The following is a 13,276-nucleotide window of genomic DNA, read 5'->3' as shown; positions in this document are numbered from 1 at the left end:
GAAGACAAGATTATGAGTGACAAGTACGACGTAATTGTTATTGGCGGTGGCCCGGGCGGTTACGCTGCGGCGATTCGCTGCGCGCAGCTGGGCATGAAGACGGCCTGCATCGAGAAGCGCATCAACAAGCAGGGCAAACCCGCGCTGGGCGGCACCTGCCTGAATGTGGGCTGCATTCCGTCCAAGGCGCTGCTGGATTCGTCCTGGAAGTATTACGAGACGAAGAACAAGCTGGCCAACCACGGTGTGGTGGTCAATGCGCCGAAGATTGACATGAAGCAGATGCAGAAGCGCAAGGACGAGGTGGTGCTCAAGCTCACCGGCGGTATCGGCGCGCTGTTCCAGGCCAACAAGGTGACCTGGCTGCAGGGCACGGGCAAGCTGCTCAGTGGCAAGCAGGTGGAGTTCACGCCGAACGAAAAGGGCGACACCGAAACCCTGCAGGCCGAAAACATCATTCTGGCGGCGGGTTCGGTGCCTACCGAGATCGGCGTGGCGCCGTTGCAGGACGATCTGGTGGTGGATTCCACTGGCGCACTGGAATTTACCTCGGTGCCCAAGCGCCTCGGTGTGATCGGCGCCGGTGTCATCGGCCTGGAGCTGGGCAGTGTCTGGGCCCGTCTGGGCGCAGAAGTGGTGGTGCTCGAAGCCGTTGATACCTTCCTGCCCAATGTCGACAGCCAGATCAGCAAGGAAGCCTTCAAGTTGCTGGGCAAGCAGGGGCTGGATATCCGCCTGGGCGCGCGGGTCATCGGTTCCGAGGCCAAGGGCAAGAAGATCACCGTCAGCTATGAAGACGGCGCCGGTGAGCACAGTGAAACCTTCGACAAGCTGATCGTGGCGGTGGGGCGTCGCCCCATGACCAGCGACCTGCTGTCTCAGGATGCTGGCGTATCGCTGGATGAACGCAATTTCATCTATGTCGACAGCCAGTGCCGCACGGATGCACCGGGCGTTTATGCCATTGGTGATCTGGTGCGTGGCCCGGCGCTGGCGCACAAGGCGCTGGAAGAGGGCGTCATGGTGGCAGAAGTGATTGCCGGGGAGCACACCCAGGTGAACTACGACGCGATTGCCGCTGTGATCTATACCCATCCGGAAGTGGCCTGGGTGGGTAAAACGGAAGACGAGGTGAAGGCCTCTGGTGAAGCCTACAAGACCGGCGTGGTGCCTTTTGCCGCCAACGGTCGGGCGCTGGCTGCTGATGATGCTGACGGCATGGTCAAGTTCGTGGTTGACGAGAAGACTGACCGCGTTGTCGGTATGCATGTCATCGGTCCGCAGGCCTCCGAGCTGGTGCAGCAAGGTGTGATCGCCATCGAGTTCGGTTCGACCATCGAAGACCTGCAGTTGATGGTGTTCAGTCATCCGGCGCTGTCGGAAACCGTCCACGAGGCGGCTCTGGCGGCGGATTACCGGGCCATTCATGTGGCACAACGTCGCCGCAAGAAGTAAAACGGGTTTCGGGCCGCTTTCTCAAAAGGAAAGCGGCCCGATCGATTAATCAAACAGATGGTGGAAACCTGACATGAACCTGCATGAATATCAGGGCAAGCAGCTCTTTGCCGAGTACGGGCTGCCGGTATCCACAGGCTTTGCCTGTGATACCCCGGAAGAAGTGGCGGCCAAGGCGAAAGAGATCGGTGGCGATCGCTGGGTGGTGAAGGCCCAGGTGCACGCCGGTGGCCGTGGCAAGGCGGGCGGCGTCAAGCTGGTGGAAAGCCCGGAAGCCGCAGCGGAATTTGCGAAGAAATGGCTGGGCCAGCGCCTGGTGACCTTCCAGACCGACGAGCGTGGCCAGCCGGTATCGAAGATTCTGGTGGAGACCTGCACCGACATCGCCGATGAGCTGTACCTGGGGGCCGTGGTAGACCGTGCCACCCGTCGTGTGGTGTTCATGGCGTCGACCGAAGGCGGCGTGGAAATCGAGAAGGTGGCTGAGGAAACGCCTGAGAAGATTCTCAAGGCGATCATCGACCCGCTGGTGGGCGCGCAGCCGTATCAGGGCCGTGAGCTGGCTTTCCAGCTGGGCCTGAAAGGCGACCAGATCAAGCAGTTCGTCAAGATTTTCCTTGGCCTGGCCAAGCTGTTCGAAGAAAAGGATCTGGCCCTGCTGGAAATCAATCCGCTGGTCATCACCGAGCAGGGCGATCTGCATTGCCTGGACGCCAAGCTGAACATTGACGGCAGTGCCCTGTATCGCCACCCGGAACTGAAAGCGCTGGAAGATCCGACCCAGGAAGATGCCCGTGAGCGTCGTGCTGCCGAGTGGGATCTGAACTATGTGGCACTGGACGGCAATATCGGTTGCATGGTGAACGGTGCCGGTCTGGCCATGGGCACCATGGATCTGGTCAAGCTGAAAGGCGGGGCACCGGCCAATTTCCTGGATGTTGGCGGTGGTGCCACCAAGGAGCGTGTCACGGAAGCGTTCAAGATCATTCTCTCGGATGATCAGGTGAAAGGCGTACTCGTGAACATCTTTGGCGGTATCGTACGTTGCGACCTGATCGCGGACGGTATTCTCGGCGCGGTAGAGGAAGTGGGCGTCAAGGTGCCCGTGGTGGTGCGTCTGGAAGGCAACAATGCCGAGCTGGGTGCGCAGAAGCTGGCCGAGAGCGGCCTCAACATCATTGCGGCGAAGAGTTTCGACGATGCCGCTGAGCAGATCGTGAAAGCAGTCGGGGGTGCAGCGTGAGCGTACTGATTGATAAAGACACCAAGGTCATCTGTCAGGGCTTCACCGGCGCGCAGGGCACCTTCCATTCCGAGCAGGCGATCGCCTACGGCACGAAGATGGTGGGCGGTGTCACGCCGGGCAAGGGTGGCCAGACGCATCTGGGCCTGCCGGTGTTCAACACCGTGGCTGAAGCCGTGAAAAAGACCGGCGCGACCGCGTCGGTCATCTATGTGCCTGCGCCTTTCTGCAAGGACTCCATCATCGAAGCGGCTGATGCCGGTATCGAGCTGATTGTCTGCATCACCGAAGGCATCCCGGCGCTGGATATGCTTTATGTGAAGGAATACATCACCCGCAAGGAGGGTGTACGCCTGATCGGCCCGAACTGCCCGGGCATCATTACTCCGGGCCAGTGCAAGATCGGCATCATGCCGGGCCATATCCACAAGCCGGGCAAGGTGGGCATCGTTTCCCGTTCGGGCACCCTGACTTACGAAGCGGTCAACCAGACCACGACGCTGGGTTTTGGTCAGTCCACCTGCATTGGTATCGGTGGCGATCCGATTCCGGGCACCACCTTCATCGACGCGCTGGAGCTGTTCCAGAACGATCCGCAGACCGAAGCCATCATCATGGTGGGTGAGATCGGCGGTACGGCCGAAGATGAAGCGGCGGCCTACATCAAGGAGCACGTGACCAAGCCGGTGGTGTCCTACATCGCGGGTGTGACCGCCCCTGCCGGCAAGCGCATGGGGCATGCCGGTGCCATTATCGCCGGTGGCAAGGGCACGGCAGACGAGAAGTTCGCTGTGCTTGAAGAGGCTGGCGTGAAAACCGTCCGCAACCCGGCCCAGATCGGCCAGGCGCTGAAGGAACTGACGGGCTGGTAAACCTGGCTGGCCCGCACGACAGTGCGGGCATAAAAGCCCGGGCATAAAAAAAGCCGGCTCTTCTGAGCCGGCTTTTCACGTTCCGGAATCAGTGTAATGTGTCGTCATCATCCAGATCGAAGAATTCATAATCATTGATCTCTCGAGCCAGTCGCCGCTGCTCCAGCCGGTCTTCAATGCGATGGCGCATGTCCAGATTGAAGGCGCGCGAACGCGGAGCACTGTCTTCCTGCTCTTCTTCAGCATCTTCTTCGAGAAAATCGATATCCTCGTTCATCAGCATCTCATCCGTTTCGTCGTAGTCATGCTCAGTGCGATGATCGGTCATGGCAGGGCCTCCTGCGTGTACCACTCAACTTGACTGTCTTGCCGCCGCGGCCTGCCGTGACGGGAGGGAACCGGCCTGGCACCGATACCGGATCAGGACCCTCAGCGCCTGTATACCGCCTGTTTTTTTCCTTGACAAGAAAAATATTGCACTAATTTGTGCCGCCTGTCGGACGATGGATGGCGAGCCCGTCCTGCGGCGCTTTGCCGCGCCGGATCAGTGCTCTGAGCGCTGGCGATCGGCAGTGCCGGACATGGCGGACGGCGCCCTCAGGGCGCCAACCAGAACCGCCAGCACGCCGCTGGCGATGACCAGCGCGACCCCTGCCAGAGCGACGCCGTCTGGCAACTGGCGCCACAGCCACCAGTCCAGCAACCCGGCGACGGGGACGGCGGCGTAGCTCAGGGGCGCAATCAGTGTGGTCGGGGCGTGGCTATAGGCACGGGTGTAGAGCACCATGGTGACGAAGATAGACAGCCCGACATAGACCATGCCGGCCAGCGCCTGGGGCGACACCGGTTGCAGGTGGGCCAGGCCCATGGGGGTACTGGCCAGAAAGGAAATGCCGAAGTAGTAGAACAGGACACGGTTGGCGGGCTCACTGCTGGAGAGCGCGCGGGTGGTGGCCATGGAGACGGCCAGCGCCAGGCCGGCGACGATACCGAGCAGGTGGCCTCCGTGAATACCGTGCTGGCCCGGCCGCAGGATCAGTAGCACACCGATAAAGCCGCCGAGCAGGGCGATCCAGCGCACAGCGGGAATGCGCTGTTGCATGCCCACCAGCACCACCAGCGGCACCCACAGTGGCGCGGCGCTGCGCAACAGGGTCGCATCCACCAGCGGAATATGCGGCAGCGCCAGGTAATAGCAGGTAAAGCCGAGCCAGCCGCCCAGCGAACGCACGGTGTGCAGCAACGGGCGCCGGGTGGCCAGAGCGCGCCCGCCATGGCGGCATAACCAGGGCAACAGCAGCAGGGTGCACAGGCCGTATTGCACCCAGACGATGAGCCAGGGCGAGATGCCGTCGGCGCTGATGTACTTCACCGTCGCCGCCGCCGTGCTGGCAACGATCGTGGTCGCCACGGCGTAAAAAACACCCAGCGGAATGTGATGGCGGTCAAGCGTTGCCAAGGATGGTGTCCCCGGCCTGCTGGTCAGTGACCGACAGGCTTTGTAAAGTGATGCAGGTGGCGCAGTGCGTGTGCAGCGAATAATATCAAAAGCCCCCGGGGAGATGGGACTCTAATGATCGAGGCGACACTGATAGCCGGCCTGACGCTGGTGCTGCTGGGCACCCTGGCGCTGATGCGCGACATTGCTGGCCGTGGCCGCAGTCCATTGTGGTTCCTGTTACCGCTGGTGGGCCTGCGCTATGTGCAGGAGCACTTTGCGGAGGTCTGGTGGGCGGCATTGATGCGCGTGCTTGGCGTGGCGCTGGTGCTGATTGGCCTGGGGCTGGCGCTGGTACGGGATCCCTTGCTGTTGCAGTCGCCCCTGCGGCTGTTTGCCAGCGAGCAGGGTGTGCCCATGCTGGCGGGCAGTCAGCGTGCCGACCTGAACACCTTTGTCAGCTCCGAGGACGCCATTCGTATTGCCATTCGCAATGACGACAATCCGCGCCTGAGCGGCAACCTGAACGGGCAGCCGTTCGTGTACGACCGGGTGGAACTGGTCAACGGGGTACTGACCGCGCAACAGGGGGATGGCTTCCTCAGTGATCTGTCGGTGCGCATCATGCTGCATCAGGACCCGCTGCCCATTACCCAGCGCCGTACCGTGCTGGTACGGCCGGACGATCCCTCGCCGCCGGAGATCCATGTCTCCTGGCGGACCTCGGACAGTGAGTTGCCCGAGACCCGCATCATTCGCAGTGGCTACCGGATGGAGTTGCAACTGGCGCCGCTGGATAACAACCGCCTGACCGGGTTCCTGCAGCTGATCCTGCCGGACACACGCCGCAGTTTCCTGTCCGGTGACTTTACCGCCCACACCAATCGCCTGCGTTATGTCGATGGCCGTGTAGATGTCACCTTCGACCATGTCGACACATTGAACTATCTGGTGCGCGAGCACCTGCACGGGCAGTTTCCGGAAGGCGCCGTGCAGGAGATGCGCATTCTTGAAACACGCATGCAGCGGCGCGAAAGCACCGCGACAAGCCGGGTGCGGGTGGTGCTGTTCAATGGCCGCATCGAGGAGCGCCTGCTGCACCTGACGCGTGCTGAAGTGGGCTGGTCGGTACGCCCGGGGCGTGCCGAGGTCATCGTCATCGAGGAAGGTGAGCAGGGCGGGCTGCGACGCGTTGAGAGCGCCCCCCGCAGCACGCATAAAGAGGAAGCCAGCGCGCCGCCGCGACCGATCACGCAGCCTTTCCATGCGCTGGATCAGTATGAGGGGCGTCAGGTGCGCATGACGCGAACCGATGGCAGTCGCCAGACCGGGATCATCCGTGGCATGTCGCGCGAGCGGCTGCTGCTGGAGACCACGGTCGGCAGCGGCACCCTGTCGTACGCGGTCAGCGCCGATGAAGTGCGCATGCTCGAACTGGCCGATGGCCAGCGCATCTATATCGAGGGCAGCGGCCCCGTGCCGGATGAACAGGGCGTGCCGGAGCAGACGCAGGAAGAGACGCCGGACGGTGCCGCGGATTCCGCTGCCGCCGACGCGCCGGAAGAGGCGTTGCCGTTCAGCGAGTATCTTGGCCGGCAGGTGCGTGTGCACGGCCGGGACGGGCGGCAGCGCACGGGCGTGGTCACGCATATCGGGTCATCGCAACTGACGCTTGAGGTGCCGGTGGGTTCGGGTACGCTGGAGTACTACTACCGGTACGACGAGATTGCTGACCTGGAACAGGTATCCGGCCAATGAACATCCTGATTACCGGTGGCACCGGCTTTGTCGGTGGCCACCTTTGTCCTGCACTGGCGCGCCATGGCCACCAGCTTACCGTGCTGACCCGGCATCCCGATCAAGCCCGCCAGCGCCTGCCCGAAGGCAGTCGCTGTGTGCGCCGTTTTGACGAGATCGGCTCGGACGAGGTGTTCGATGCGGTCATCAATCTGGCCGGCGAGGGCATTGCCGACGCTCGCTGGAGCGCCCGCCGCAAACAGGTCTTGCTGGACAGCCGTGTCGGGGTGACGCAGGCGCTGGGCGATCTGCTGGCACGTCTGGCGCAGCGTCCGCAGGTGCTGATCAGCGGCTCTGCGATCGGCTTCTATGGCGATGCGGGCAATGCGGAGCTCACCGAAACGTCACCTGCGGTCAGACGGGATTTCACCTATCTGCTCTGCGATGCCTGGGAGCAGGCCGCCCGTGAGGTGGCCCAGGCCTGGGACTTGCGCCTGTGTATCCTGCGCATCGGCGTTGTCATGGGGCCGGGCGGGATGCTCGCACGTCTGCGGCCGGTGTATCGGCTGGGTCTGGGGGCCCAGCTGGGTGATGGCCAGCAGTGGATGTCCTGGATTCATGTTGACGACCTGGTGGCGCTGATCCTGCGTTGCCTGGACACGCCCGCCGCCAGCGGCGTGTACAACGCCGTGGCGCCCCAGCCCTTGCCCCATGGGCGTTTTCACCGTCTGTTGGCCGAAAAGAGTCGACGGCCCGGGTTCATGCGCGTGCCGGGCTGGCCGCTGAAGCTGGCACTGGGCGAGATGTCGGGGTTGTTGCTGGGTGGCCAGCGGGTACTGCCGCGCCGCCTGCAGGATCAGGGGTTCGCGTTTCGCTATCCGGAGATGAGTGCCGCCCTGGACGCCGTGCTCGGCGCTGCGGATGACTGAGCGTGGTGCGGTGCTCGTTGCGGTGTATGGGACGGATGCTTATGATGCCCGGCAAGCCCACGCTGGCACTCTGCCAGCGTCCGGGATGCCAGACGCCGTCATGGCCTCAGGAGAACCGACATCATCATGACTCACGCGACAGAAGTGGCCGCCGTACTCGGGGGTGGCAGCTTTGGTACCGCCATCGCCACCATACTGGCGCAGAAAGGCCACGCGACACGGCTCTGGGTACGTGATCCGGAGACCGCCGCCGCCATCAATAATGACCGCGAAAATCCCCGTTACCTGCCCGGCGCAGAATTGCCGGAGGGCGTGCTCGCCAGCGAAGATCTGAGCGAGGTGCTGCGCGGCGCGACACTGGTGTTCATGGCGGTGCCGTCGAAAGCCTTTGTCGAGGTGTTGTCCCAGGCGCGTGACGATGTCGCCGAGGGCACCATCGTGGTCAGCTGCACCAAGGGCATTCATGCCGACGGCTTTCTGTTGATGAGCCAATTGCTGCAGCGCGAATGGCCGCACACCCGTGTCGGCGTGCTCAGCGGTCCGAACCTGGCCAAGGAAATTGTCGAGCGCAAGTTCACCGGCACCGTGATTGCCAGCCCTGATCCGACCGTCTGCCAGCGCATCCAGGAAGCCCTTTCCTGTGAGTATTTCCGGGTCTACGACAGCCAGGACATGTTTGGCGTGGAGTTGGGTGGCGCCCTGAAGAACATCTATGCCATTGCCACCGGCATGGCCGCCGCCCTGGGCGTAGGTGACAACACCCGGGGCTTGCTGATCACCCGCAGTCTGGCCGAGATGAGCCGCTTTGCCGCGCATCTGGGGGGTAGCCCGATGACGTTCCTGGGGCTGGCCGGGGTGGGGGATCTGATCGTGACCTGTTCCTCCAGTCTGTCGCGCAATTATCAGGTGGGGTATCTGATCGGCCAGGGCAAGACCGTCGAGGAGGCAGTGGCGAGCCTCGGGCAGACCGCTGAAGGCGTGAACACCATCCGTCTGGTGGCGGAGCGGGCCCGTGAGATGGACATCTACATGCCGCTGGCCAGTGGCCTCTATGACATCCTGTTTAACCAGCGCCCCCTGCACAAGGTGATTGATGCCCTGATGCGCGGCGAGCATAACCATGATGTGGAATTCGTCCACGGGACGGTGAGCTGATGCGTCTGTATGTGGTGCGTCATGGCGAGGCGGAAGCGCAGCGTACAACGGATGAGGCGAGAGCCTTGACCGATGCGGGTCGCCGGGGCGTGCAACGCCTGTGGCAGAATCTGCTGGCCGAGGGGGTGCGCCCGGCGACGCTGATCAGCAGCCCTTACGTGCGTGCCCGGCAGACGGCCGATGAGATCGCTGCCCAGTGCGGACTGGCCGTGGACGACACCTGCGATCTGCTGGTGCCCGACGGCCATCCGCAACGGGTGTTCGACTGGCTGCTGGCGCGAGACGACAGTGGCCCTCTGGTGCTGGTCAGCCATATGCCGCTGGTGGCGCATCTGGTCGGTCAGCTCAGCGAAGGCCCGGGGGCTCGTCTGCCCATGGGGGTGGGGGCGGTGGCGGCGCTTGAGGTTGAAGTGCCCGCCGTGGCCGGTGCCCGTCTGCTCTGGTTGCGTGCCCCGGGCGATCTGTTTCTGGAGTGATCGGGTCAGGCCCATCTGGAAGACCGCCGCCATCAGCCACGACCCGGAAAGCCGTTCGTCGGCCGGTTAAACCGACGGCCCGGAGGGGCTGGTAGTTGTGGACAGCTTCACATACTATAAGCTTAAATGGGTTATGTGTCTGGTACTAATGTATTAGGCATGCCTTGAGCGGGGGCGCCGTCATGGCCGTCAGAACAGAGCGTATCGTCACACAGGATCTCAGCGTCGGCATGTACGTGTCCGAGCTGGATCGCCCGTGGATCGAGACGCCTTTCCCGTTACAGGGATTTCATATCCGCAACGATGACGACATCCGCCAGCTGCAGGCCTGGTGCCAGCATGTCTACATTGATCGGGAACTGAGTACCGGTCCGCTGGAGCCCGTGGCAGCGCCCGTGTCACGTCACCGTGTGCGTGGTGCCATCGGTAAATTCACACCGGTCCGCTACACCGCTACCCAGACGCTCAAGCAGGAGGTCGTGTCGGCCACCCTGTATCACCGGGAGGTGACCCGGGCCGTCGTCCATCTGCTCAACGACCTGCGTGCCGAAAAAGGCCTCAACCTGCGCGTGGCCAGAAAAGCCGCTGCTGTGATGGTGCACAGCATTCTGCGCAATCCGGACGCGATGGTCTGGCTGGCGCGGCTGCGTGATCGTGACAGCTACGGTTACGCCCACAGCATCCGGGCCTCGATCCTGGCCACAGTGTTCGGTCGGCATATCGGCTTGCCCAAGGATGTGCTGGAGAATCTGGCCACCGGCGTACTGCTGATGGACATCGGCAAGACCCGTTTACCACGCAGCATGCTGACCAGCCCCGAGCCGCTCAGCCCCGAGCAATGGGCGTTGATGCGCGAACATGTCCAGTACGGCGTGGACCTGCTGCAACACAGCAGTGGTGTGAACGACCAGATGCTGGCGGTGGTGCAGTACCACCACGAACGTCACGATGGCAGCGGCTATCCGTTTGCCCTGAGCGGCGGTGAAATTCCGTTGCTGGCGCGCATTGCCGGTATTGTGGATACCTATGATGCGGTGACCAGTGAACGCCCCTGGGCGCCTGCCCGCACCGCGACTGAAGCCGTGTCGGTACTGTATGAATTGCGCGACACCGGTTTCCAGTCGACGCTGGTGGAGCAGTTCATCCAGGCGATTGGCGTCTACCCGACCGGCACGCCGGTGGAATTGTCGACGGGTGAGGTCGGTGTGGTGGTGGCACAGAACCCGAGCCGCCGTTTGCGTCCTCAGGTGATGGTGGTCCGGGACCGTGCCGGTCAGGCGCTAGAGCGGCCACGGATTCTTGATCTCATGAATGTGCAGCAGGACGCAGAAGGACAGCCGCTGGCTGTGGCAGGATGTCTGCGTGCCGGTCGAGTCACACTCGATCTGGGTAATCTTCAGATCAATGCCGCCTGATTGCGCTGAGCAGCGCCGGGATTGATCGATGCGCCGGGGGGCGAGTAACGAAGCCGCTGGAGGCGGCCCTGAAACCGGGCGACCTTTCCGGGAGTCAACGCGATACCGACCATTTCTGGTCGGTTTTTTTTTGTTCTGCCGTCAGTGATCTTCCGGTGGCAGCTCGAGCCCGTCGACCGGGGCGCCATCGGTGCCGGTGAGTATCAGGGTCAAGGGCATATGCCGTAGCGCGGCATGGGCCGGAATCTCGCGCAGTCGCTTTACATAGTCCCGCACCCGCCCGCCAATCCAGGGATGAATCAGCGCATGGATACGCACCCCGGCGCAGCGCTTGCCGCGCTTGCCGTACCACTGCTCCAGCGCTCGGCTGAACGCTTCGTAGCGTGGTTTGAAGGCATCGATGTCCTCTGCTTCCAGCGTAATGACCAGGACCCGCCCGCGGCGCAACAGCCCCGGGACACGGTCCTCAGTAATGGTGAGATGGGTGGGCAGATCCGCAAAGTCCATGCTGTGCATCCTCGGCGACAGGGGTCGCGATCAGGTATGACGGGAGCGCGCCGCCCTGGCGGCACGGCGCTCTGCTTCGGCGCGCTCTTCTTCGAGTTTCCAGTTCTGCACCGATACCTGCGCCTTGATCTGGTCGATGACATCCAGCAGCGTGTCGCGCACCAGTGCGTTGAGCTGTTCTGCATCGCCCGCAGCGTGCTCGATCAGGTCATTGAGCAGTTGATCGACGGTCTCGCGATGATCCGGGTTGGCGATGTCCTGGATCAGCTGGTCCATCAGCGCCACGCCCACGTCGCGCACTGCATCACCGATCAGGGCGATGGCCCGTGGTCCCGCCACCGGAATGGCGGCCAGGCGGGCGCCGCTGCGGGTATTGGCGAGCGCGTCGTCGGTCAGCCGTGACAGGTAGTGCCCCAGCGGTTCACGGTAGTCGGCGTGGGTGGCTTCGGCGGCGGCAATCAGGCGGCCGGCGGCATAGTCCACCAGATCGCTCTGGCGTGGTTGCAGGACCTCCGTCTGGATGCGTTGCATCAGCGGATTGCCCTGGCGGATTTCCCGCTGCACGCCGTCCAGCACGTTGAGCACCACGCGATCGGAGATTTCTTCCACCAGTACCTTGTAGTACTTCACCGCCGTCGCACCCAGATAGGTTTCACGCAGATCGATGACGCCGATACGTTGCAGACGCAGTAGCAGACTGATGATGCGCAGCGTACGCAGCCAGCGGAAGCCGCCCACCGGAATGCAGCCGAGCAGGTCGTACCAGTGCACGAACGGGAAGAAGAACCAGCGGTGGTAGGTGCCCCGGGCAATGGCCACTATCCAGCGGATCATGAACTCGGTCAGGTAGACGGCGACGAACCACAGGTCGTAATAGAAAAAATCGGCATGGATGGTGTCGTGGTAGAACTGGAAAAATGCCGGGGTGGCATTTTCCAGTTGCGACTGCACCCAGGACAGCGCGAACAGGGCATCGAACACGATCAGCGCCAGGTTCACGACCACCAGCAGGATCATGAAGACGTCAATCAGCAGACCCAGCAGGTCCAGCGGGTTGCCGCCGCGCAGGCGTTCCGGGTGCAGGCGCCAGGCCACGGATCAGTCCCGGAACGCTGCCCACACGGGGCAGTGATCGGACGGTTTGTCCATGGCGCGGATCGCGTAATCGATACCACAGTCTTGCAGACGCGAGGTCAGCGGGGCAGTGGTCAGCACCGTGTCGATGCGCAGCCCCCGGCGCGGCTCGCGTTCAAAGCCTTTGGAGCGGTAATCGAACCAGCTGAAACGGTCATCAACGTCGGGATGCAGGATGCGGTAGGTGTCCGCCAGGCCCCAGTCGAGCAATTCCTCGAACCAGGCGCGCTCTTCCGGCAGGAAGCTGCATTTGCCTTCGCGCAACCAGCGCTTGCGGTTGCTCTCGCCAATGCCGATGTCGGTATCGCGCGACGAGATATTGAAATCACCCATCACCGCCAGTTGCTCATCCGGCGAGTGGTTGTCCTGCAGATAGCGTTGCAGATCAGCATAGAACTTTTGCTTGGCCGGGAATTTCACCGGATGGTCGCGGCTTTCGCCCTGCGGAAAATAGCCGTTGAGCACGGTGACGGCATTGTCGCCTTCACCCAGTTGGCCGATGATCATGCGCCGCTGGGCGGCAGCATCGTCGCCAGGGAACCCGTACTGCACATGGTGCAGGGGCTCGCGGCTGATCAGGGCCACGCCGTAGTGGCCTTTCTGGCCAAAAAAGTAGGGGTGGTAGCCCATGGCGGTCACGGCTTCCACCGGAAACTCGTCGTCCTGCACCTTGGTTTCCTGCAGGCCGATCAGGTCGGGCTGATGTTGCTGAATCACGGCGTCCAGTTGGGGTAGCCGGGCGCGGATGCTGTTGATATTGAATGAAACCAGCTTCATGCCTTCCTCCGTTGTCCGCTGGCATTGTAGGGGCAGCTCGCGCAGGCCACCAGTTTTTGCGGTCGGCATCGTTTTTTGACAGTTGGCACAACTGTGCCGGGCATGCTTCCATACGGGCATCGTTACAGAGGGCGCCCC

The 13,276-nt window shown here is 62.7% G+C and carries 13 protein-coding genes; 8 read left to right on the top strand and 5 right to left on the bottom strand.

The genetic code is table 11. From position 1 onward, the window contains the following. Positions 1-12: 12 nt before the first annotated feature. From lpdA to sucD, 3 genes are all read left to right on the top strand, one after another. Complete coding sequence (gene lpdA / locus DKW65_RS08445) at positions 13-1,455, top strand: dihydrolipoyl dehydrogenase (protein WP_111656834.1); 1,443 nt, start codon at positions 13-15, stop codon at positions 1,453-1,455. A 73-nt stretch (positions 1,456-1,528) separates the two neighbouring features. Beyond that, positions 1,529-2,698 (top strand): ADP-forming succinate--CoA ligase subunit beta, encoded by a 1,170-nt coding sequence (sucC, locus tag DKW65_RS08440; protein WP_111656833.1) that lies wholly within the window; start codon positions 1,529-1,531, stop codon positions 2,696-2,698. Next, complete coding sequence (sucD, locus tag DKW65_RS08435; protein ID WP_111656832.1) at positions 2,695-3,570, top strand: succinate--CoA ligase subunit alpha; 876 nt, start codon at positions 2,695-2,697, stop codon at positions 3,568-3,570. The genes sucC and sucD overlap by 4 nt, the downstream gene beginning before the upstream one ends. An 88-nt stretch (positions 3,571-3,658) precedes the next feature. Here the strand turns inward: sucD and DKW65_RS08430 are convergent, their stop codons facing one another. Beyond that, positions 3,659-3,898, bottom strand: coding sequence for a PA3496 family putative envelope integrity protein (locus DKW65_RS08430; protein WP_111656831.1), 240 nt, complete (start codon positions 3,896-3,898; stop codon positions 3,659-3,661). Between the two features lie 216 nt (positions 3,899-4,114). Beyond that, positions 4,115-5,029 (bottom strand): DMT family transporter, encoded by a 915-nt coding sequence (locus tag DKW65_RS08425; protein ID WP_111656830.1) that lies wholly within the window; start codon positions 5,027-5,029, stop codon positions 4,115-4,117. Positions 5,030-5,143: 114 nt separating this feature from the next. Between DKW65_RS08425 and DKW65_RS08420 the strand changes: the two genes are divergently transcribed. The 5 genes from DKW65_RS08420 to DKW65_RS08400 all read left to right on the top strand — a co-directional run bounded on the left by DKW65_RS08420 (position 5,144) and on the right by DKW65_RS08400 (position 10,720). After that, positions 5,144-6,766: a hypothetical protein gene (locus tag DKW65_RS08420; RefSeq protein WP_111656829.1), complete on the top strand. Its 1,623-nt coding sequence runs from the start codon at positions 5,144-5,146 to the stop codon at positions 6,764-6,766. Further along, positions 6,763-7,674 carry a TIGR01777 family oxidoreductase gene (locus tag DKW65_RS08415; RefSeq protein WP_111656828.1) on the top strand — a complete coding sequence of 304 codons (912 nt, stop codon included), beginning with the start codon at positions 6,763-6,765 and terminating at the stop codon, positions 7,672-7,674. Before DKW65_RS08420 ends, DKW65_RS08415 begins: the two co-directional genes overlap by 4 nt. A 126-nt stretch (positions 7,675-7,800) precedes the next feature. After that, complete coding sequence (locus DKW65_RS08410; RefSeq protein WP_111656827.1) at positions 7,801-8,829, top strand: NAD(P)H-dependent glycerol-3-phosphate dehydrogenase; 1,029 nt, start codon at positions 7,801-7,803, stop codon at positions 8,827-8,829. After that, positions 8,829-9,305, top strand: a complete 477-nt coding sequence (sixA, locus tag DKW65_RS08405; RefSeq protein WP_111656826.1) for a phosphohistidine phosphatase SixA — start codon at positions 8,829-8,831, stop codon at positions 9,303-9,305. Before DKW65_RS08410 ends, sixA begins: the two co-directional genes overlap by 1 nt. A 182-nt stretch (positions 9,306-9,487) precedes the next feature. Next, positions 9,488-10,720, top strand: coding sequence for an HD-GYP domain-containing protein (locus tag DKW65_RS08400; protein WP_111656825.1), 1,233 nt, complete (start codon positions 9,488-9,490; stop codon positions 10,718-10,720). A gap of 141 nt (positions 10,721-10,861) precedes the next feature. On the opposite strand, the gene DKW65_RS08395 is transcribed toward DKW65_RS08400, so the two are convergent. From DKW65_RS08395 to xthA, 3 genes are read right to left on the bottom strand one after another with little or no spacing between them, the layout of a single operon-like run. Then, complete coding sequence (locus DKW65_RS08395; RefSeq protein WP_111656824.1) at positions 10,862-11,227, bottom strand: hypothetical protein; 366 nt, start codon at positions 11,225-11,227, stop codon at positions 10,862-10,864. A gap of 30 nt (positions 11,228-11,257) precedes the next feature. Then, complete coding sequence (locus DKW65_RS08390) at positions 11,258-12,322, bottom strand: ion transporter (protein ID WP_111656823.1); 1,065 nt, start codon at positions 12,320-12,322, stop codon at positions 11,258-11,260. A 3-nt stretch (positions 12,323-12,325) separates the two neighbouring features. Further along, complete coding sequence (gene xthA / locus DKW65_RS08385; protein ID WP_111656822.1) at positions 12,326-13,138, bottom strand: exodeoxyribonuclease III; 813 nt, start codon at positions 13,136-13,138, stop codon at positions 12,326-12,328. Between the last annotated feature and the right edge of the window lie 138 nt (positions 13,139-13,276).

This window comes from Isoalcanivorax indicus (assembly GCF_003259185.1).
Taxonomy (GTDB): Bacteria; Pseudomonadota; Gammaproteobacteria; order Pseudomonadales; family Alcanivoracaceae; genus Isoalcanivorax; species Isoalcanivorax indicus.
This window is presented reverse-complemented; position numbering and strand designations above follow the sequence as displayed.